Consider the following 21037-nt stretch of genomic DNA (forward strand, 5'->3'; position numbering starts at 1 on the left):
TCACCATCGAAAGCACATATGACCGAACCTGATTATTCTCCGCGCAACCCCGTCCCCAGCACGGGTGAGCTCGCCCTGGAAGACCGCGCGGCACTGCGCCGTGTGGCCGGGCTGTCCACCGAGCTCACCGACATCTCCGAGGTCGAATACCGCCAGCTGCGCCTGGAACGGGTGGTGCTCGTCGGGGTGTGGACCGAGGGCAGCGCCGCCGACGTCGACGCGAGCATGGCCGAGCTCGCCGCACTCGCCGAGACCGCCGGCTCGGAGGTGCTCGAGGGGCTCGTGCAGCGCCGCGACAAACCCGATGCCTCCACCTACATCGGCTCCGGCAAGGCCATCGAGCTGCGCGAGATCGTCACCGCCACCGGCGCCGACACCGTCATCTGCGACGGTGAGCTCAGTCCCGCACAGCTCAATGCCCTGGAGAAGGCCGTCAAGGTCAAGGTCATCGACCGCACCGCGCTGATCCTGGACATCTTCGCCCAGCACGCCACCAGCCGTGAGGGCAAGGCGCAGGTATCGCTGGCGCAGATGGAGTACATGCTGCCGCGGCTACGCGGCTGGGGTGAGTCGATGTCCCGGCAGGCCGGTGGCCGCGCCGGCGGCGCCGGTGGCGGGGTGGGTACCCGTGGACCCGGTGAAACGAAGATCGAGACCGACCGTCGGCGCATTCGGGAGCGGATGTCCAAGTTGCGTCGCGAGATTCGCGATATGAAGAAGATCCGCGAGACCCAGCGGGGAAGTCGACGGCGCAGCGACGTCTCCGCGCTGGCGATCGTCGGCTACACCAACGCGGGAAAGTCCAGCCTGTTGAATGCGCTGACCGGTGCCGGAGTACTGGTGGAAAACGCGCTGTTCGCCACCCTGGAACCCACCACGCGGCGCGGGGAATTCGAGGACGGCCGCCCGTTCGTGCTCACCGACACCGTCGGCTTCGTCCGGCACCTGCCCACCCAGCTCGTCGAGGCATTCCGGTCCACCCTGGAAGAGGTCGCCGACGCCGAATTGCTCATCCACGTCGTGGACGGTTCCGATGCCACCCCGCTGGCGCAGATCAACGCGGTCCGCGCGGTGATCAACGATGTCGTCACCGAGTACGGGATCGCGCAGCTGCCGGAACTGTTGGTGGTCAACAAGATCGACGCCGCCGGTGATCTGGCGCTGGCTCAGCTGCGCCGGGCGCTACCCGATGCGGTGTTCGTCTCGGCGCATACCGGCGAGGGTCTGGACCAGTTGCGGACCCGGATGGCGCAGCTCGTCGAACCGACCGATGCGTTCATCGATGTGACCTTGCCCTATGACCGCGGCGACCTGGTCGCCCGGGTGCATGCCGAGGGTCGTGTCGAAACCACCGAGCACACCGAGCAGGGCACCAGAATCGCTGCGCGCGTGCCGGTTCCGCTGGCCGCGGCGCTGCGCGACTTCAGCAACTGGTAACTACACGAGCAGGCGCACCGTCCGCGGAATCCCCCGCGGTTCACGTGGTCGATGCGCCTGCCCGCGGGTCAGGCCGCCGCGGCGTCGGTATCGGACGACGGCGCGGCGGTGTCGTCGTCGGTGTCGGTGTCATCGGAGTCGGACTGTGGTTCGGCGGTTTCCGGTTCGTCCTCGGTGACGGGCTCGGTCTCGTCGATCACCTCGACGGTGGTCTCCTCGTTGTCTTCTTCTGTGTCTTCGGTCGCCCGCACCGGTGCTGCCGATTCGGTGTGCCGCTTGCGTGACAGTTCCAGTACCTGCGCCCCGGTCGGGCCGCGCAGCAGGGTGGGACGGTCGCGGGGTGTGTCCTCGGACTCGGCCGCGGGTTCTGGCTCGGACGTGGCGGCGGTGACGGTCGTGGGTGGCTCGGAGACAGGTTGTGGTGCGGCCGGTTTCCTGCCGAACGCGTTCTGCACACCCTCGTCGATCGCGGCGACGACATCCTTGGCGAAGGTGACCGGATTGATCCGCGGGATCAGCCGGAACGGCGCGGGCACACCGTAACTCAGTGAGCGGTCGTAGCCGGTTTCGATGAGCACCCGCAGCAGCGGGGATACCAGTTCGACGATCGGCTTGATCAGGAATTCGGTCTTGGTGAACGAGGCGAACTCCAGGAACGGCCGCACGATCGGCAGTGTCTTGGTGTCGATGGTGACATAGCGGGTGTCGCCGTACTCGTCCCAGTTGTCCGGATCGGCGATCTCGGCGGCCAGCTCCTCGGGGGTGTAGTCATCGGGCAGTTCGCCGACATCGCTGTTCTCGTTGGGGGCCAGATAGGTGCCGTGCACGTACCAGAATCCGGCGATCGCGTTGAGCACGGCCAGGCCGTTGAGCGGGTACAGCGGGAAGTCGGCGACTCCGTCGTAGCGGAACGCGATATCGGTGGCGCAGATGTGATCGCAGGTATCGGTCGGTGCGGGCAGACCGAAGGTGGCATCCAGGATCGGGACGTGCCCAAGGAATGCCAGCCGCTCGAACAGCCCGCCGTTGGGTCGGTTGGAGTTGCCGATCATCACGAACGACAGATAGTTCTGATCCTTGGGCAGGCCGGCCAGGTTGCGCTTCTGCCGGCTGACGATGTTCCCGCCCTGCGAGTAGCCCATCAGGACCACCGGGGTGTTCGGCGGATTCTGCGCCAGGGTGTTGACCAGCGCGGAGTTCAGCCCGGTCAGTCCCTTGCCGGTCGACACATCCCATTTGTCGCCGGTCAGCCCGCCCCAGCCGGGCAGCGGGATCGGCCAGAACTGGGCCGGATAGTCGATGCCCTGCAGGGTGCAGTCCTCGGCCGCGGTGCAGGCCGGGTTGAACGGAGCGATGTAGTAGTCGCGGGCGTTCTCCAGGTAGCCGCCGACGATGTTGGCATTCGGGGTTCCGGTGCCCGGGACGATGAGCGCGGTCGCGGCCAGTGCGACCGCCAACGACAGCGTCGAGGCCGCTGTGAGGACCACCGCCAGCAAAACCGACACCACCGCACAGATGGATCGTCTCGCGATTCGCATCTACTCACCCCCGGTCGGCCGGCGCCAATCGGATCGTTGCACTCAAGGGCCGTGACCGGGTCGTAAACAGCCGGATTGAAAGTAGAATCTAATTCTAATAAAGTCGATCGCGACGAAGGGAGCAACACATGGGCCTGCGCGGCGAAGCGGCCATCGTCGGGTTTCACGAGTTGCCCGCGACCCGGAAGCCGACCGGGACGCCGGAGTTCATCCTCGAACAGTGGGCGCGGTTGGCAGCGGCCGCCGCGGCCGATGCCGGTATCTCGGTCGACCAGGTGGACGGCCTGATCACCTGCGGCGTGGCCGAATCCCAATTGTTCGTACCGTCGACCGTCGTCGAATACCTCGGCCTGAACGTCAATTACGCCGAACTCGTCGACCTCGGCGGCGCCTCCGGGGCCGCGATGGTGTGGCGGGCGGCGGCGGCCATCGAACTGGGTATCTGTCAGGCGGTGTTGTGCGCCATCCCGGCCAACTATCTGACGCCCATGTCGGCGCAGCGGCCCTACGATCCCGGTGACGCCCTGTATTTCGGTGCCTCCAGCTTCCGGTTCGGGTCGCCGCAGGCCGAGTTCGAGATCCCCTACGGCTACCTCGGCCAGAACGGGCCCTATGCCCAGGTGGCCCAGATGTACGCCGCCGCATACGGATACGACGAGACGGCGATGGCCAAGATCGTCGTCGACCAACGGGCCAACGCCAACCACACCCCGGGCGCGGTGTTCAAGGACAAGCCGCTGACCATCGCCGATGTGCTGGACAGCCCGATCATCGCCTCGCCGTTGCACATGCTGGAGATCGTGATGCCGTGCATGGGCGGCTCGGCGGTGCTGATCACCAACGCTGAGCTCGCCCGCAAGAGCCGGCACCGCCCGGTCTGGATCAAGGGCTTCGGCGAACGGGTGCCCTACAAGTCGCCGGTGTACGCCGCCGACCCGCTGCAGACCCCGATGATCAAGGTCGCCGACACCGCCTTCGGGATGGCCGGGGTGACACCCGCCGATATGGACATGGTGTCGATCTATGACTGCTACACCATCACCGCGCTGCTGACGTTGGAGGACGCCGGATTCTGCGAGAAGGGCAAGGGGATGCAGTTCGTCACCGACCACGACCTGACCTTCCGCGGCGACTTCCCGATGAACACCGCCGGCGGTCAGCTCGGGTACGGCCAGCCCGGTAATGCCGGTGGGCTGCACCATGTCTGCGACGCCACCCGCCAGCTGATGGGCCGCGCGGCGGCCACCCAGATCGCCGAGTGCCACCGCGCCTTCGTCTCGGGCAACGGTGGTGTGCTCAGCGAGCAGGAAGCACTCGTCTTGGAGGGCGACTAGATGACCACCGCGATGCAGGGGCCGCTCGCTCGACCATTGCCCCTGCCCACACCCACCTCGGCGCCGTTCTGGGACGGCCTGCGCCGCCACGAGATCTGGGTCCAGTTCTCGCCGTCGCTGGACGCCTACGTCTTCTACCCGCGGGTGCTGGCGCCGGGCACGCTGGCCGACGATCTGCAGTGGCGCCAGATCTCCGGGGCGGCGACCCTGGTCAGCTTCGCCGTCGCACAACGGCCCGTCGCACCCCAGTTCGCCGATGCCGTACCGCATCTGCTCGGCGTCGTGCAGTGGACCGAAGGCCCGCGACTGGCCACCGAACTGGTCGGCGTGGATCCCGCGCGGTTGCGCATCGGCATGCCGATGACACCCGTGTTCACCGAACCCGCCGAATCCGATATCACCCTGCTGCATTACACCGCGGCGGACTAGGAGACTCCCGTGGCCTTGGCCCTCACCGACGAACAGGCCCAGCTGGCCGAGGCGATGACCGGATTCGCCGCCCGGCACGGCGGTTTGGAACTCACCCGTGCGCAGTTCGATTCGCTGGCTGCCGGTACCCTGCCCGGCTTCTGGGCCGCGCTGGTATCGCACGGCCTGCACGCGGTGCATCTGCCCGAACAGGTCGGTGGCCAGGGCGGTGGCACCGCCGACGTGGCCTGTGTGCTCGATGCGGCCGGTTACGGCCTGCTGCCGGGACCGCTGCTGCCGACCGTGATCGCCGGGGTCGTGGTCGCCGACGACCCGGACCGGCCCGCGGCGCGGGAGCTGCTGGCGGCCATTGTCGACGGCGAACCGGCGGCGGTGCTGTTACCGGCCGATGGGCTGCTGCGGGCGCACGCCGATGCCGACGGATGGCGCCTCACCGGCACCGCCGGCCCGCAGCTCGGCATCGCCGCGGCCACCCGGGTGATCGTTAGCGCGGAAACCGATACCGGTCAACCACTCTGGTGTGTCCTGCGCACCGATGCACCGGGCGTCTCGACGCACGCCGACGCACCCACCGACCTGACCCGCGATGTCGGCACGCTGACCTGCGACGGTGCGCGGGTCCATGTCGCGGCCGTGCTGGCCGACATCGACCCCGTCCGTGCACAGTGTCATGCCATCGGATTGATGGCGGCCGAGGCCGCCGGCATCGCGCGCTGGTGTGTCGACAATGTCGTCGCCTACCTGAAGGTCCGCGAACAGTTCGGCCGACCGATCGGATCCTTCCAGGCGTTGCAGCACAAGGCCGCCATGCTGTTCATCAACTCCGAACTCGCGGCCGCCGCGGCGTGGGATGCGGTGCGCGGCGCCGAGCAGTCGCCTGCCCAGCATCGGATCGCGGCAGCGGGCGCGGCCATCACCGCGATCGGCCGGCTCCCCGAACTCGTGGTCGACGCGCTGACCATGTTCGGTGCCATCGGCTACACCTGGGAACACGACCTGCACCTGTACTGGAAGCGGTCGATCAGCCTGGCCGCGGCGGCCGGGAACGTCACGCAGTGGTGCCACACCCTCGGTGAAACTGACTGGCCACCAAGAGATTTCGCCATCGAACTGGCCGAGGTCGAGGAGGAGTTCCGGGCCTCGGTGGCGGCCGAGCTGGACGCCGCGGCCCTGCTGGGCAACGAAGCGCCGGGCCGGCAGAATCCCGACTACGACGAATACTGGACCGGCCCGCAACGCAGTGCTCTGGCCGACGCCGGGCTGGTGGCGCCTTATCTGTCCGCGCCGTGGGGCCTGGATGCGACACCGGCACAACAGCTCATCATCGACGAGGAATTCGGCAAGCGCGCCCACCTGGTACGGCCGTCGCTGGGCATCGCCCAATGGATCCTGCCCACCGTGCTCATCGCCGGGACCGATGCCCAGCGCGACCGGTTCGCCGTCCCGACCCTGCGCGGCGAGATCGGCTGGTGCCAGCTGTTCTCCGAGCCGGGCGCCGGTTCGGATCTGGCCGCACTGGCCACGCGGGCCACCAAGGTCGACGGGGGCTGGCGGATCAACGGCCAGAAGGTCTGGACCTCCTCGGCGCAGCGTGCCGATTGGGGGGCGCTGCTGGCCAGAACGGACCCAAACGCTGCAAAACATAAAGGCATCGGTTACTTCCTGGTCGACATGGACACCCCGGGGATCACGGTCCGGCCGCTGCGCACCGCCAGCGGTGACGAACACTTCAACGAGGTGTTCTTCGACGATGTGTTCGTGCCCGACGACATGCTGGTGGGGGAGCCGACCGCGGGTTGGTCGCATGCACTGGCGACGATGGCAAACGAACGGGTCGCCATCGGTGCATATGCCAAGCTGGACAAGGAAAGTGAACTGCGCGCACTGGCCTGCCAGGGTGACCCGGCGGTGCGCCAGGCGCTCGGGCAGGTGCGCGCGGCCACCAACGCGATCGGTGCGCTGGCCGTCCGGGACACGCTGCGTCGGCTGGCCGGGCACGGACCGGGGCCGGCGTCCAGTGTCGGCAAGGTGGGCACCGCGCTGCTGGTGCGCAAGGTGACCGCCGACGCGCTGGCCTTCAGCGGGCGGGCCGCCATGGTCGGCGGTGGTGCGCAACCCGCGGTCGCCGACAGCCTGATGATGCCCGCCGAGGTGATCGGTGGTGGCACCATCGAGATCCAGCTCAACATCATCGCCACCATGATCCTCGGTCTGCCCCGATCGTGACGGAGACCCTGCCCGGTTACAAGCAGGCCCGGCGCACCCAGATCGTCACCGCAGCAATGGATCTGCTGAAGGCCCACGATTACGAGCAGATCCAGATGCGCGATGTGGCCGAGGCCGCCCACGTGGCACTCGGGACGCTGTACCGCTATTTCAGCTCCAAGGAGCATGTCTACGCGGCCGTGCTGATGGAATGGGCGCAACCGGTGTTCGCCGACGCCGCCGCCGACGCCCCGCCCACCGAGACACGGGTGCGCGAGAAGATGCGCGGCGTGATCGCCAGCTTCGAACGGTGGCCGGGCTTCTTCAAGGTGTGCATGCTGCTGCAGAACACGACCGACGACAACGCGCGGGCCCTGATGGACCAGTTCGCCACGGTGGCACAGCGCACGCTGGCCACCGATTTCGCGGCACTCGGCGAACAGGAGTCGGCCGATACCGCGCTCATGGTCTGGGGGATCATCTCCACCATGCTGTCGGGATCGATCCGCGGTGACTTCTTGATGGCCGACAGCTACCGGGTGGTCGACGCCTTCGTCGACCTGATTGCGCCCCGGCTGCCCCGCGGGGCGAGCGAAGCGACGGGGGAGGGCCAGGACTAACGGATCACCGGAGGCTCATGGGCCGTCACCGCCGGGACCTCCCCGGCGAACAGTTCCACCTGCACCAGCACATGGGCACCCGTGCACCCGCGCGCCAGCGACGAGGTTCCGACATCCTCGGTGAGAACGTTCGGATTGCCGTGCACGCACAGCGAATCCGGGTCGGTGGGGTCCAGTGGGTCATACCAGGCGCCGGTGGACAGTTGGACCACCCGGCGGCGGACACCGCTATCGGTCACCACACCGGCCAGGCAGGCACCGCGGTCGTTGAACACCCGCACCACATCACCATCGGTCAGGCCGCGCTCGGCGGCATCCTCGGGGTGCATCCGGATCGGTTCGCGCCCGGACACTTTGGACTTCTGACTGGTCGCCCCGGTGTCGAGCTGGCTGTGCAAGCGGCTCGCCGGTTGATTGGCGAGCAAGTGCAGCGGGTAGGTCGCCGCGCGCTGCCCGCCGAGCCATTCGGTGGGTTCGAACCACGCGGGGTGACCGACACAGTCGGAGTAGCCGAACCCGTCGATATCGGCGGAGAAGATCTCGATGCGCCCACTCGGGGTGTTCAGCCGGTGGGTGTAGGGATCGCTGCGGTAGTCGGCCAGCAGCGTCAGCCCGGCCTCGGTCGGTAGCCGCAGCCGGCCGTCGGCCCAGAACTGGTCGAACGACGGCACCTCGAAATCCAATCCTGCCGACCACTTTTCGTACATGTGCACCAGCCACTGCCGGGCCGTGCGCCCCTCGGTGAACTGCTCGCCGATACCGAGCCGGTCGGCCAGCGCGGCGAAGGTCGTGTAATCGTCGCGGGACTGTGCGTACGGTGCGGCCAGCGCGGGCATCGCGACCAGCAGCGGGTCGTTCTTGGAGCCGGAGTAGTCGTCACGCTCGTAGGCGGTGGTCGACGGCACCACGATATCGGCGTGTTTGGCCATCGCCGTCCAGTACGGATCGTGCACGACGATGGTGTCCGGTCTGGCCAGCGCGCGGCGCAACCGCGGAATGTTCTGGTGGTGGTGGAACGGGTTGCCGCCGGCCCAGTAGACCAGCCGGATATCCGGGTAGGTGAGTCGGCGGCCGTTGTAGTCGAACTGCTCGCCGGGATGCAGCAGCATATCGCTGACCGCGGCCACCGGGATGAAGGTGCGCACCGGGTTGGCGCCCTGCGGCAGCACCGGCAGCGAATGGCGCAGCGGGGCCAGCCCCGGCTCGTTCATGGAGCCGTAACCGTGCCCGAAACCGCCTCCGGCAAGCCCGATCTGGCCGAGCATCGCGGCCAGCGTCAGACCCATCCACGGGGCCTGTTCGCCGTGTCGGGTCCGCTGCAACGACCAGCTGACCGTCACCAGCGTGCGGCCGGCGGCCATCCGCCGGGCCAGCGCGGTGATGTCCTCGGCCGCCAGCCCGCTGATGTCGGCTGCCCACTGCGCCGATTTGGGGACCCCGTCGTCGACGCCGAGTAGATAACGCTCGAACCGCGGATAGCCGATGCAGTATTCGTCGAGGAAGGCCCGGTCGGCCAGCCCCTCGGTGGCCAGCACGTGCGCCAACCCCAGCATGATGGCCACATCGGTGCCCGGAATCGGCGCATGCCAGTCGTGTTCGCCGTCGACGTCGTCGCGCAACGGGGAGAACGAGATGATGTGGCCGCCCCGGTCGCGCAGGCCCCGCAGCGCGGCCCGCGCCGGATGTGCCGATGTGCCACCGTGATTGATCCCGGTGTTCTTCAACGCCAGCCCGCCGAAGCACACCAGCAGGTCGGTGTGCTCGACGATGACATCCCAGGCCGTGGAGCGTTTGAACAGGTCGTCATGGGTGCCCACGACCCGGGGCATGATCACCCCGGTGGCGCCCAGGCTGTAGGAGTGCCGGGAGAAGGTGTAGCCGCCGAGCAGTTTGAGGAATCGGTGCACCTGGCTCTGGGCGTGGTGGAAGCGGCCGGCGCTGGCCCACCCGTAGGACCCGCCGTAGATGGCCTCGTTGCCGTGCGTGTCGACGACCCGGCGTAACTCGTCGGCCAGCCGCTGCGTCAGTTCCTCCCAGGACACCGCGACGAACTCGTCGGCGCCGCGCGCATCGCTGGGGCCGGGGCCGTCGCGCAACCAGCCGACGCGGATCGCGGGACCGGTGATCCGGGACCGGTGTCGTAGTGAGCCGGGCAGGTTGTCCAGCAGTGGGGAGGGATCGACATCCCCGGGCGCAGGTGTCACCGACTTGATGTCTCCGGCAGCGATATCGGCGGTGAAGGCGCCCCAGTGGGCGAGGCTGCTGCGGGACACCCCGTCAATCCTAGGGCCGCCGCCGCGGGCTTCGACCAACCATCCGGTTGGTATATGTTGGGCGCCAACACCCTCAACCAGTACCGGAGGTCACATATGGGCGCCGTCAAGTTCGACCGCACACTGTTCGAGCCCGAGCACGACCTGTTCCGCGAGTCCTACCGAGCGTTCCTGGACCGGCACGCCGCGCCGTACCAGGAGGAGTGGGAGAAGGCCAAGATCGTCGACCGCGAGGTCTGGCGGGAAGCCGGCAAGCAGGGCTTTCTGGGGATGGCCGTGCCCGAGGAGTACGGCGGTGGCGGCAACCCGGACTTCCGCTACAACGTCGTCATCACCGAGGAGACCTCGGCGGGCCGGCACAGCGGGCTGGGTTTCACCTTGCAGAACGATGTCATCGCGCCGTACCTGATCGAGCTCGCCAACGAGGAACAGAAGCAGCGTTGGCTGCCCGGATTCTGCAGTGGCGAATTGATCACGGCGATCGCAATGACCGAGCCCGGCACCGGCAGCGACCTGCAGGGCATCAAGGCCCGCGCGGTGCGCGACGGTGACCACTACGTCCTGAACGGTTCGAAGACGTTCATCACCAACGGCATTCACGCCGACCTGGTGATCGTGGTCGCCTGCACCGACCCCGACAAGGGTGCGCAGGGCTTCTCGCTGCTGGTCGTCGAGCGCGGGATGGCGGGCTTCGAGCGTGGCCGCCACCTCGACAAGATCGGCCTGGACGCGCAGGACACCGCGGAGCTGTCCTTCACCGATGTCCGGGTGCCGGTGGAGAACCTGCTCGGTCAGGAGGGCATGGGCTTCCTGTACCTGATGCAGAACCTGCCCCAGGAGCGCATCAGCATCGCGGTGATGGCGGCGGCCGCGATGGAATCGGCGCTCGAGCAGACCCTGCAGTACACCAAGGAGCGCAAGGCGTTCGGCAAACCGATCGGCAGCTTCCAGAACAGCCGGTTCACCCTCGCCGAGCTGGCGACCGAGACGACCGCGATCCGGATCATGGTCGACGAGTTCATCCGACTGCACCTGGATCGCAAGCTCACCGTCGAGCAGGCCGCGATGGCCAAGTGGTTCAGCACCGAGGCCCAGGTGCGGCTGGTGGACCGCTGCCTGCAACTTCACGGCGGCTATGGCTACATGCGGGAATACCCGATCGCGAGGGCGTTCCTGGACTCCCGGATCCAGACGATCTACGGCGGGACGACCGAGATCATGAAGGAGATCATCGGCCGCAGCCTGGGTGTGTGACCGCGATTGTCGGGTTCCACTTAGGCTTTCGGGGGTACGACACGCCGTCGGTGCAGGTGGCGATATCCCACGAGTTCGCGCTCGGCTGACGCAGAGTTGACGAACACGATACTTTCGTGGGGTTTTGCACAACTTCGGGGAGGACCGAATGACCAGGCAGCGAACCCGGCTGGGCAACCTTGCCGGACGGGCAGCCGCCCTGCTGGTGGGTGCCGGGCTGATGGCCGCGACGGTGCTGGTCGCGCCGCCGGCCGGCGCAGAACCGGAAGCTGATGCCGACGCGGCGATCACCGCGGCATGGGAAACCGTCGGTGGTGGCCCCGCCGGACCGTTGGGACCCAAGGACGGTGGCGTCTACCCGGCCGGCGACGGCTTTGGGCAGAACTTCGCCGGCGGCAAGATCTTCTTCACCCCGGAGACCGGCGCGCACATCGTGACCGGCGCCATCCTGGAGAAGTACGAGTCCCTGGGCGGTCCCGCCGACAGCGACCTGGGCTTCCCGACCATCGACGAGGGACCCGGGCGCGCCGCCAACAGCCGCAACGTCACCTTCAACGCACCCGACAGCCCGGTCATCTTCTGGACCCCGGACACCGGTGCCCGGGTAGTCCGCGGCGCGATCAACAGCGCCTGGGACGCCGTGGGCGGCTCGGCCGGTGTCCTGGGTGTGCCCAGCGATGACGAGACCACCAACGGCGATGTCGTCGCGCAGAAGTTCACCGGCGGCGAGATCTCCTGGGATCGCAAGACCCGCACCTTCACCACCACTCCGCCCGAGCTGGCCGGCCAGCTGGGTGCGGTCGAAGTGCCCTCGGATGCCACCTCGGCGATCGCCGCGGCGCGTCGGGCCGCCGGTGGCGCGCTCGGCCCGCTGGGTGCCGAGGAGGGCGCGCAGTACGCGATCGGCGCCGACGGTGTCGGGCAGAACTACACCGGCGGCAAGATCTTCTACAGCCCGGCCACCGGCGCCAATGTGGTGACCGGTCAGGTGCTGGCCAAGTACGAGAGTGTCGGCGGCCCCACCGGTGACCTCGGGTTCCCCACCGCGAGTGAGGGTGACGGCGGGCTGGCCCCGCAGAGCGCGGTGGTGCCGTTCGCCGCCGAGGACAAGCCGGTCATCTTCTGGACCCCTGATTTCGGCGCGGTGATCGTCCGCGGCGCGATGAACGCGGCCTGGGACAAGCTCGGCGGCGCGACCGGTGAACTCGGCGCGCCCAAGACCGATCAGACCGACAACGGCGGTGTCATCACTCAGCAGTTCAGTGGCGGCTCGATCTCCTGGGACAAGGCCGCCAACAGATTCAGCACCGAGCCCGCCGGGCTGCAGTCGCAGCTGGCCGGCCTGGAGGTGCCCGGCGCGGACGCGCCGCAGGCACCCGCCGAGTCCCCGGAAGCCGCACCGGCCGCCGATGGCGACAAGTGGTACACCTGGCGCTGGTGGTGGTTGCTCGGCCTGATCCCGCTGCTGGGTCTGATCGCCGTGATCGCCGTCGCGGTGCTGCGTAACCGGCGGCCACGCGAAGACGATCACCTCGACGAACCGTATGACCGCGGCTACGGCGGCTACGAGGACCGGTACGAGAGCCGGGAGGACGAGTTCCATACCGGACCCGCCAACGACTACGTCCAGCCCAGTCAGTGGGCGTCGGTGCCCGCGGACAGCGAGACCCCGCCATATGCCAAGCGCACGGCGGAGGCCGGTCTGGCCCCGGCCGAGGACGTCGTCGACGAGCCCGACGACTTCGACCGGGATGTCGACGATGCCGACGAGCATGAGTACGAATACGGCGCCGACGACCGCTTCGGCGACGAACTGGAGACCCCGGATATCGCGGCCGAACCGCCGGCCGACTTGCCATTGTTCGACGATGACGCCATCGACACCGCGCCGACCCGGATCGAGTCGCTGCCGTTCGAGTCCGCACTTGAGGAGCCGGTGCTCGCGGAGCCCGAACCGGAGCCGCGGCTGGAGCAGCCGACGGCGGTGATGGACGTCCCGAGCGGGCGACACGCCGCTGCCTCATCAGATGACGAGGCCGACGACGCCGGCTGGACCTCCATGCGGCTGGCCACCACCGACCGGTACCGGGCGCCCGAGGGCTATCCGGTCAAGGCCGATACCAAGACCGGCCTGTACTGGGCGCCGGGCAGCCGTGGCTACCGCGACACCGAGGCCGAGATCTGGTTCGCCAGTGAGGAATTCGCACAGGCGAACGGGTTCATCCGGGCAGACTGATCAGACCTTGCGGATGACGGTGACGACCTTGCCCAGGATGACGGCGTCGTTCCCGTCGATCGGGTCGAACGCCGGGTTGTGCGGCATCAGCCACACCTGACCACGGGTCCGCTTGAAGGTCTTCACGGTGGCCTCACCGTCGATCATTGCGGCGACGATATCGCCGTTGTCGGCGACGTTCTGCTGCCGGACGACCACCCAGTCGCCATCGCAGATCGCCGCGTCGATCATCGACTCGCCGACCACCTTGAGCAGGAACAGCGAACCCTCGCCGACCAACTCGCGGGGCAGCGGGAAGACGTCCTCGACGGCCTCCTCGGCCAGGATGGGTCCGCCGGCCGCGATCCGGCCGAGCACCGGTACGAACGTCGGCTCGGGCAGGCTGTCGGAGCCCGCCACATCCGTAGCCACGATGGGTGTGACGTTGTCGTCGGCCCCGCGGACGTCCACCGCGCGCGGGCGGTTGGGGTCGCGGCGCAGGTAGCCCTTTTTCTCCAGGGTGCGCAACTGGTGCGCCACCGATGACGTCGAGGTCAACCCGACGGCGTCGCCGATCTCCCGGATGCTCGGTGGATAACCGCGAGTGGTGACCGAGGTACGGATGACCTCGAGAATGGTGCGCTGACGCTCGGTCAGACCGGAGCGTGCCTCAGGGGTGTTGGTGCTGTCGCTCATATGGCCGAATGTAGTCGCCACGCCCGAGATAATCAAACATGTGTTCGAGGCGTGTCGTGGCTCAGCGGCGGCGCGGTATCCCCGTCGACCACAGCGCCCAGGCGATCGGCACCGGCTGGAAGAACAATCGCAAGGCCAGCGAGAAGTAGGTCAGGCGGTCCGGCAGCACCCGGTAGGCGAAGCGGATGGCCCGGTAGATGCGCTGAAGCTCGCGCTCCTCGTCCGCGCTCCAGGTGACACCGAGTTTGGCGCGCAGCCGCGGGTCGAGCAGCCCGATCACCGACAGATAGTTCAGCCGCAGGCCGGGTCGCAGGGCCCGGCGCGCCACCGGATGCAGCACCCGGGGCGCCGACGGCGGCAGTTCCACCTTGCCGGTTTTCATCTCCTCGATCAGCTGACGGGCCTGCGGAGTGGCTTCCAGCCGGTCGACCCATGATTCGAAGTAGGCGTCCATCTCGGCGGGGGTGTTCGGGTAGTCGCGCATCGGCATGTGCAACAGCCGGGGCCAGTCTGCGGTTGTCGCGCAGCAGTTCCACCTTCTCGGCAACGGCCTCGGTGCCGCCGTAGGTCCAGCGCAGCACCGAGTCCACCGACCGGATCGCGCGACCGCCCGGATCGCGCGACCGCCCGGATCGCCGTGGAAGGCGGCCGAACAGGCGCCGGCGATCGAGGAGCTGTTGCGGTCGGTCGCCATGGCCGCGCCCGAGACCCGGCTCATCCGCCATCTGGCCGAGCGGCCCGACCATGTACGCACATTCGACAACATCTCCGGGTTGAACGCCACCCTGCTGGCGATGGCCACCCTGCACATGGGCCACTACCGGGACCGGTATCGCGACGACCTCAGCGCCAGGGCGCTGGCCTGGCTGTTCTACAACATGGCTGTGGCGACCACACTGCGCTATATCGAGAGCGACGATCCGATCAGTCTCGACGAGCTGCGGCGCGGCCTGAGGTTCGCCTCCACCGGTCTGCTGGCCGGCGGCCGCGGCTGATCAGCGCTTGCCGCCGGGAATCCGGTCGGCGATCCAGCCGAGGCGGGCGACCGTACTCTCCAGCGGGTCGATGACCTCGGCCAACCGTTGGATGGTGGGCAGCCGCTGGGAGATCAGGCCCGCCTCGGCGGCGATCTTCTCGGCGTGCACGTCGATGCCGTGCGCCGATTCGCTGAGCCCGGTGATCTGGGTGGCGATGGTCTCAGCATGCCGGTTGATGCCGGCGGCGCTCTCGCTGAGTGCGGCGATGTTCTCCGCGATGAACTGGGCCGAGCGGCGTAGTTCGGAGATGTCCTCCAGGGCCTGAATGGCCAGCGCGATCAGTGCGCGCGGCGAACGCCTGGTCCGGCCGGTGGTCGTCATGGGGTCATTCAACACGTCGGCCGCGCTCACTTGTCGGTGGTCGCCGCTATCGTTTCGCAACAGTTCGATCACGTGTTCTATTCATCGAACAGATGATCGATTAGTATTTCGAACATAGAAGCGAACGTTACTCACCGGGAGGTAAGGCACATGACGATTCTCGAGGCACGAAGCGATGTGCGCGGCCGTTCGGCTGTCCGGCCGCAGGAGTTGGAGCGCCGCCCGGCGGCGGCCGCCGAGGTATGGCCGCTGCCGCGCGATGTCGTGGTGCGAAGGCGTCGCCGGCCGCAGACCCGTCGGCCCGGTGGTGGCGCGGTCGGGTATCGCGGTACCGGTGTGCTGATGTCGCGCGCATCGCACCGTCGCCGGCCCATCACACCCGTCGCGACAGTGTTGTTGGCGCTGCTCGCCGGTGGTTTCACGCTCTGGCTGGGGCTGGTGGCCCAGGTCGGCGCCCCCGCCGCCGAGCAGCAGGTCCAGATGCCGACCCGGCTGTCGGTCGTCGAGGTGCAGACGGGGGAGACGCTGCAGAGCATCGCGGCCCGGGTGGCGCCCGATGTGCCCGCCGACTCGGTGGTGCAGCGCATCCGTGAGCTCAACAAGCTCGACACCGCCGCGGTGCGGGTGGGTCAGACCCTGATCGCACCCATCGGCTGAGGCCGTGCTCATCGGCACGGGAGTGCGACGGCCCCGGATCGTGCAGGTACGCTCGGAAGCGTCAAATCTGGGCCACCTGTGGTACGGCGAAGGAGCGGTGATGCACTGTCCGTTCTGTCGTCATCCGGACTCGCGTGTCGTCGATTCCCGCGAGACCGACGAAGGTCAGGCCATCCGGCGTCGACGTTCCTGCCCCGAGTGTGGGCGGCGGTTCACCACTGTGGAGACCGCGGTGTTGGCTGTGGTCAAGCGCAGCGGTGTCACTGAGCCCTTCAGCAGGGAAAAGGTCATCAAAGGCGTGCGGCGTGCCTGCCAGGGGCGCGATGTCGACGATGACGCACTCAATCTGCTCGCCCAGCAGGTCGAGGACGCGGTGCGGGCCGCGGGCTCTCCCGAAATCCCTAGCAACGAGGTCGGACTGGCCATTCTGGGCCCGCTGCGCGATCTCGACGAGGTGGCCTATCTGCGGTTCGCCTCGGTGTACCGGTCGTTCTCGTCGGCCGACGATTTTGAACGCGAGATCGAGGCGCTGCGCGCCCATCGTCGCGTCGGCACCTCCGGCTGACCGTTCAGTCGATCTGCCGGACACCGTCCTCGATGACGCGACCGGCCACCTTCACCCAGCCCGCCGGATCCCACCAGGTGCGGATCTCGGAGCCCTTGCCCTGCGTTATCAGCAGGTCACGGCTCAGATAGTCGGTCATCCGCACCGCCGCTGCGCCGGTGGCCTCGTCCTCGGCGATCCCCAGGTGCGGGGCGAACATTCGCGATCGCAGCGCACCCGCCGCACGATCGGTCCAGGCCCACACGTAGTGCTCGATGTCGTCGCCGTAATCGGCCGGATCGGCGGCGAGCACCTGCTCGGCCGAATCGAGGTCGTAGACCGCCAACTCGGGCGCCCACTCCGACCGCGCACTGATCGCGGTGAACTCGTCGTCGACATAGTCGACCTGTACCAGTCCGGCCGGCACCTGCAAGGTGCGCACCGGGACACCTCGCTGCTTCAACCACCACGAAGTGCCGACGGTCGGATGTCCGGCAAACGGTAACTCGGTTGCCGGGGTGAAGATCCGCACATGCGCGGTCGCCGCGCCGGGATCCGGGATATCGATGAAAACGGTTTCGCTGTAACCCAATTCGGCGGCGATACGCTGTCGGTCCGCGGGATCGACCGTCGCGGCGTCGATCACGCCTAGCGGATTGCCGAACTCGCCTGTCGAATTGGTGAACACACGCAACACATCAACGTTGACGGCCATGTCTTCATCGTAGTCAGGTGGCGCTGCGCTCGTCGGCGCCCATCGCGTCCAGAACCGCGACCCGGGTGTCCAGTGGCCCGGTGATGGCGCGTTCACTGATCCCGGTGCGCAACAGCGAGCGCAGCAGTTCGTGGTCGTATTCGGAGGGCACCGTGGTGTCGATGAACCGCTGCACCACGTCGACGAACCTGTCGGGGTCGTCGTGGAACGGGAAATGCCCGGACCTGTCGAAGATCTCGAGTGCCGACCCGGGCATGGCCGCATGTGCCAGTCGGGCATGGCTGACCGGGATCACCGAATCCTGGGATCCCCAGATCAATTGCACCGGAACGGATTCGGTCAGATAACATCGGTCCAGCATGGTGACCACCTGGCCGCGCCAGTCCACCACCGCACGTAGCGTCCTGGCGAAGGCCGAGGAGGCGGTGGGCTCGGGCAGATCGGCCAGCACCCGCAACATGTCGGGCAGATCGCGCCCCACCCCGGTTGACCCCAGCACGGTGCCACCGATGCGGCCCATGGCCTGCAGGGTGGGCAGCACCAGCGGCAGTCGCAGCAGTGCCAACGACTCGCTGACACCCGGCAGTGCCGCGATCCGCAGCACGACGTTCACGTCCTTGGTCACCCCGCCGGCGCCGACCAGTACCAACCGGTCCACGAATTGCGGGAACTGGTAGGCAAACTGCATCGCCACCCCGCCGCCGAGCGAATGGCCGACCACCGTCACCCGGTCGATGTTGAGCACGCTGAGCAGATCGCGCATGCCGTTGGCGTAGGCCGCCACCGAGTAGTCCGCACGCGGTTTGTCGGACTGCCCGTGCCCCAGCAGGTCGGGAGCGATGACGGTGAAGCGGCGGGCCAGCATCGTCTGGACGGTGTGCCAGGTGGTCGAGTTGTCGCCGATCCCGTGGATCAGCAGCATCGCCGGGCCCGACCCGGCGATCCGGTAGGCCCGGCGATAACCGTGGATGGTGGCGAACTGCAGGGTCGGGGTGACCTCTCGCACGCTGCGAAGGGTGGTCTTCCGGTCGGCCATGCTGCCACTCCTCGCCTGTCGGCCCCGTGACGCGGGCTAGCTGCGGTCGTCCCCGTCGGGGAACCCGTCCGGGAAACCGCCCCGTGTGTCGTCGTCCTGCTGGGCATCCTGTTGAGCCAGGAAGCGTTCGAACTCCGCACCCAGCTCATCGCCGCTGGGCAGATCCTCGTCGCGGGCGAGCAGCGACCGATTCTCCTGGGCGGCAACGAACGCATCGTACTGACGCTCCAGGGCGGTCACCACCTGAGCGACCTCGGCACTGCCCTCGACCTGCTCGTTGATCTTGGTGTGCACCTCGACGGCGGCCTCGCCCAGGGCGGTCAGCGGGATGTCCAGCGACGCCGCCCGGGCGGCCTCGGCCAGCAGGGTCTCGGCGGCCGGGGGATAGGCGGTCTGCGCCAGGTAGTGCGGCACATGCACGGTGAAGCCCAGCGCATCGTGGCCGTGTTGGCCCATCCGGTACTCCAACAGGCTGGACACGCTGGCCGGCACCTGCACCTCGCCGACCCACGGCGTGTACTCCGCGATCAGTTCCGAATTCGGGGAGTGCGCGGTCAGCGTCACCGGCCGGGTGTGCGGCACCGCCATCGGGATGGTGCCCAGACCGATGACCTGGCGCACTCCCAGGCGTTCGGCCAGCAGCCGCACCGCGGTCACGAAGCGCTCCCAGCGCAGGTCCGGTTCCAGACCGGCGAGCAGCAGGAACGGCGTCCCGACATTGTCGTGCAGGGCGTAGAGGTTCAGTTCGGGCTGGTCGTACCCGCTGAAATGGTCGGTCTTGAACGTCATCATCGGTCGCCGGGACCGGTAATCCAGCAGTTCGTCGATGGCGAAGGAGGCCACCAGCTCGGTGTCCAGGGTGTTCTTCAGGTGCTGTGCGGCCAGTCGGATCGCGTGGCCGGCATCGGAGAACCCTTCCAGCGCATGGATCAGAACCGGTCCGCTGCCGTCGCCGGCGGACAACTGCGGTGCGGGGAACTCCAGCTCGTACATCCCGTTCTGCTCGGGCTGGTAGTGCTGTTCGTGGGAATCGGCCATCTGGTTCACCTCCTGTTCACTAGTGTCTCGCACTTTGCCGAGGCCGCGTTGTGCGCCCCCGACATCCGTGCCAACACCGCGGAGGCGCCGGCCAATCCCGTCAGCTCGTGAACTGGATCAATCCTTGAACTGACTCAGGGCGCGCAGCTTGTTCATCACGTCCAACGCCGCCACCTTGTAGGCCTCGGAAAAGGTCGGATAGTTGAACACGGCGTCGACCAGGTACTCGATGGTGCCGCCGCAGCCCATCACGGCCTGCCCGATGTGCACCATCTCGGTGGCGTTGGTACCGAAGATGTGCACACCCAGCAGGCGCAGGTCCTCGGTGGACACCAGCAGTTTGAGCATGCCGTAGGAGTCACCGGCGATCTGCCCGCGGGCCAGCTCCCGATACCGCGAGACACCGACCTCATACGGCACCGAGTCCTTGGTCAGATCGACCTCGGTGGCCCCCACGTAGGACACCTCGGGGATCGAGTAGATGCCGATCGGCTGCAGCTCGGTCATGGCATGGCAGGGCTCACCGAACGCGTGATACGCCGCCAGCCGGCCCTGATCCATCGACGTCGCGGCCAGCGCCGGGAATCCGATGACGTCGCCGACGGCGTAGATGTGGTCGACCTTGGTCTGATAGTTGTCGTCGACGAAGATCCGGCCACGATTGTCGGCTTCCAGACCGGCCTTGGGCAGGTCGAGCTCGTCGGTCTGGCCCTGCCGGCCCGCCGAGTACATCACGGTTTCGGCCGGGATCTGCTTGCCGCTGGCCAGTGTGGTGACGGTGCCCGAGGCGCCGACGTCGACGGCGGTGACCTCCTCGCCGAACCGGAACGTGACCGCCAGGTCGCGCAGATGGAATCTCAGCGATTCGATGATCTCGGGATCGCAGAACTCCAGCATGTTGGCACGCTTCTCGACGACGGTGACCTTGGTGCCAAGTGCGGCGAACATCGACGCGTACTCGATGCCGATGACCCCGGCCCCGACGACCACCATCGAGGTCGGGATGGTTTTCAGGTCCAGGATGCCGTCGGAGTCCAGCACCCGGTTCTCGTCGAACTCGACCCCGCCGGGTCGGGCGGGTTTGGTGCCGGTGGCGATGACGATGTTGCGTCCACTGACGGTGACTCGCTCGGCGCGGCCCGGATCCTCGACGTGCACGGTGTGGGCGTCCATGAACCGCGCGTGCCCGACGAAGAGCTCGATGCGGTTGCGCATCAGCTGGCTGCGCACCACGTCGATCTCCTTGCCGATCACGTGCTGGGTGCGGGCCAGCAGGTCGGCCGGGGTGATCTTCTCCTTGACCCGGTAGCTGGCGCCGTACAGCTCGCGCTGGCTCATCCCGGTCAGGTAGACGACGGCCTCGCGCAGAGTCTTGCTCGGGATCGTCCCGGTGTTGACGCAGACGCCGCCGAGCATGCGTCCCCGTTCGATCACCGCTACCGATTTGCCCAGCTTGGCGGCGGCGATGGCCGCCTTCTGACCACCCGGTCCGGAGCCGATGACAACGAGGTCGTAGTCCTGCGAGGAACTCATGGGTGCAGTCCTACGCCGACAACGGCCGGTCCGTATGTCTGCGCGGATAACTGCGTGTGAACAAATTCGGCACAGTGCGTGCGTGCCGCTTCGGTGGGTCCGGGAACTATCCCGCGGCACCGTTCGTCCATACTCGTGACGGAGTTTCCGACCAC

The 21037-nt window shown here is 67.7% G+C and carries 19 protein-coding genes; 10 read left to right on the forward strand and 9 right to left on the reverse strand.

What is annotated here, in order from left to right; all coding sequences use genetic code 11:
• The first annotated feature begins 18 nt into the window (after positions 1-18).
• Entirely contained in the window at positions 19-1437 is a 1419-nt protein-coding gene (gene hflX, locus ACLBYA_RS16610; RefSeq protein WP_447710519.1) for a GTPase HflX, read from the forward strand.
• Positions 1438-1505: 68 nt separating this feature from the next.
• Here hflX and ACLBYA_RS16615 read toward each other — a convergent pair whose 3' ends face one another.
• Positions 1506-2975, reverse strand: coding sequence for a PE-PPE domain-containing protein (locus tag ACLBYA_RS16615; protein WP_447710520.1), 1470 nt, complete (start codon positions 2973-2975; stop codon positions 1506-1508).
• 128 nt (positions 2976-3103) lie between these two features.
• On the opposite strand from ACLBYA_RS16615, the gene ACLBYA_RS16620 reads away from it, so the two are divergent.
• From ACLBYA_RS16620 to ACLBYA_RS16635, 4 genes are read left to right on the forward strand one after another with little or no spacing between them, the layout of a single operon-like run.
• Positions 3104-4309, forward strand: a complete 1206-nt coding sequence (locus ACLBYA_RS16620; protein ID WP_447710521.1) for a thiolase family protein — start codon at positions 3104-3106, stop codon at positions 4307-4309.
• Positions 4310-4738 (forward strand): Zn-ribbon domain-containing OB-fold protein, encoded by a 429-nt coding sequence (locus tag ACLBYA_RS16625; RefSeq protein ID WP_447710522.1) that lies wholly within the window; start codon positions 4310-4312, stop codon positions 4736-4738.
• Positions 4739-4747: 9 nt separating this feature from the next.
• Entirely contained in the window at positions 4748-6964 is a 2217-nt protein-coding gene (locus tag ACLBYA_RS16630; RefSeq protein WP_447710523.1) for an acyl-CoA dehydrogenase, read from the forward strand.
• Positions 6961-7563 carry a TetR/AcrR family transcriptional regulator gene (locus ACLBYA_RS16635; protein ID WP_447710524.1) on the forward strand — a complete coding sequence of 201 codons (603 nt, stop codon included), beginning with the start codon at positions 6961-6963 and terminating at the stop codon, positions 7561-7563. Before ACLBYA_RS16630 ends, ACLBYA_RS16635 begins: the two co-directional genes overlap by 4 nt.
• Here ACLBYA_RS16635 and ACLBYA_RS16640 read toward each other — a convergent pair.
• Positions 7560-9836: a molybdopterin-dependent oxidoreductase gene (locus ACLBYA_RS16640; RefSeq protein WP_447710525.1), complete on the reverse strand. Its 2277-nt coding sequence runs from the start codon at positions 9834-9836 to the stop codon at positions 7560-7562. The two genes, ACLBYA_RS16635 and ACLBYA_RS16640, sit on opposite strands and share 4 nt — an antisense overlap.
• Before the next feature lie 96 nt (positions 9837-9932).
• Between ACLBYA_RS16640 and ACLBYA_RS16645 the strand changes: the two genes are divergently transcribed.
• Both ACLBYA_RS16645 and ACLBYA_RS16650 read left to right on the forward strand, forming a co-directional pair.
• A complete protein-coding gene (locus tag ACLBYA_RS16645) occupies positions 9933-11090 on the forward strand; it encodes an acyl-CoA dehydrogenase family protein (RefSeq protein ID WP_447710526.1) in 1158 nt (385 codons plus the stop codon).
• A gap of 148 nt (positions 11091-11238) precedes the next feature.
• Complete coding sequence (locus ACLBYA_RS16650; protein WP_447710527.1) at positions 11239-13326, forward strand: LGFP repeat-containing protein; 2088 nt, start codon at positions 11239-11241, stop codon at positions 13324-13326.
• Here ACLBYA_RS16650 and lexA read toward each other — a convergent pair whose 3' ends face one another.
• Both lexA and ACLBYA_RS16660 read right to left on the reverse strand, forming a co-directional pair.
• Complete coding sequence (gene lexA, locus ACLBYA_RS16655; RefSeq protein WP_447710528.1) at positions 13327-14001, reverse strand: transcriptional repressor LexA; 675 nt, start codon at positions 13999-14001, stop codon at positions 13327-13329.
• A gap of 61 nt (positions 14002-14062) precedes the next feature.
• A complete protein-coding gene (locus ACLBYA_RS16660) occupies positions 14063-14491 on the reverse strand; it encodes an oxygenase MpaB family protein (protein ID WP_447710529.1) in 429 nt (142 codons plus the stop codon).
• Here ACLBYA_RS16660 and ACLBYA_RS16665 point away from each other — a divergent pair.
• On the forward strand, positions 14490-14996 hold the full coding sequence (locus ACLBYA_RS16665; RefSeq protein WP_447710530.1) for a TetR/AcrR family transcriptional regulator: 507 nt from the start codon (positions 14490-14492) through the stop codon (positions 14994-14996). The genes ACLBYA_RS16660 and ACLBYA_RS16665 overlap by 2 nt on opposite strands.
• Here the strand turns inward: ACLBYA_RS16665 and ACLBYA_RS16670 are convergent, their stop codons facing one another.
• Positions 14997-15359, reverse strand: a complete 363-nt coding sequence (locus ACLBYA_RS16670) for a hypothetical protein (RefSeq protein WP_447710531.1) — start codon at positions 15357-15359, stop codon at positions 14997-14999.
• 150 nt (positions 15360-15509) lie between these two features.
• On the opposite strand from ACLBYA_RS16670, the gene ACLBYA_RS16675 reads away from it, so the two are divergent.
• Positions 15510-16016, forward strand: coding sequence for a LysM peptidoglycan-binding domain-containing protein (locus tag ACLBYA_RS16675; RefSeq protein ID WP_447710532.1), 507 nt, complete (start codon positions 15510-15512; stop codon positions 16014-16016).
• A 100-nt stretch (positions 16017-16116) separates the two neighbouring features.
• On the forward strand, positions 16117-16581 hold the full coding sequence (nrdR, locus tag ACLBYA_RS16680) for a transcriptional regulator NrdR (RefSeq protein ID WP_447710533.1): 465 nt from the start codon (positions 16117-16119) through the stop codon (positions 16579-16581).
• Positions 16582-16585: 4 nt separating this feature from the next.
• On the opposite strand, the gene ACLBYA_RS16685 is transcribed toward nrdR, so the two are convergent.
• The 4 genes from ACLBYA_RS16685 to sthA form a co-directional block, all read right to left on the reverse strand.
• Positions 16586-17275, reverse strand: a complete 690-nt coding sequence (locus ACLBYA_RS16685) for a PhzF family phenazine biosynthesis protein (protein ID WP_447710534.1) — start codon at positions 17273-17275, stop codon at positions 16586-16588.
• 13 nt (positions 17276-17288) lie between these two features.
• Positions 17289-18311: an alpha/beta fold hydrolase gene (locus tag ACLBYA_RS16690; protein ID WP_447710535.1), complete on the reverse strand. Its 1023-nt coding sequence runs from the start codon at positions 18309-18311 to the stop codon at positions 17289-17291.
• A 36-nt stretch (positions 18312-18347) separates the two neighbouring features.
• The gene (locus ACLBYA_RS16695) at positions 18348-19349 is read right to left on the reverse strand and encodes a proteasome assembly chaperone family protein (RefSeq protein WP_447710536.1); all 1002 of its coding nucleotides are present in this window, start codon (positions 19347-19349) and stop codon (positions 18348-18350) included.
• Positions 19350-19466: 117 nt separating this feature from the next.
• Positions 19467-20882, reverse strand: coding sequence for a Si-specific NAD(P)(+) transhydrogenase (gene sthA, locus ACLBYA_RS16700; protein ID WP_447710537.1), 1416 nt, complete (start codon positions 20880-20882; stop codon positions 19467-19469).
• Between the last annotated feature and the right edge of the window lie 155 nt (positions 20883-21037).

It is taken from the genome of Mycobacterium sp. C31M (assembly GCF_053345865.1).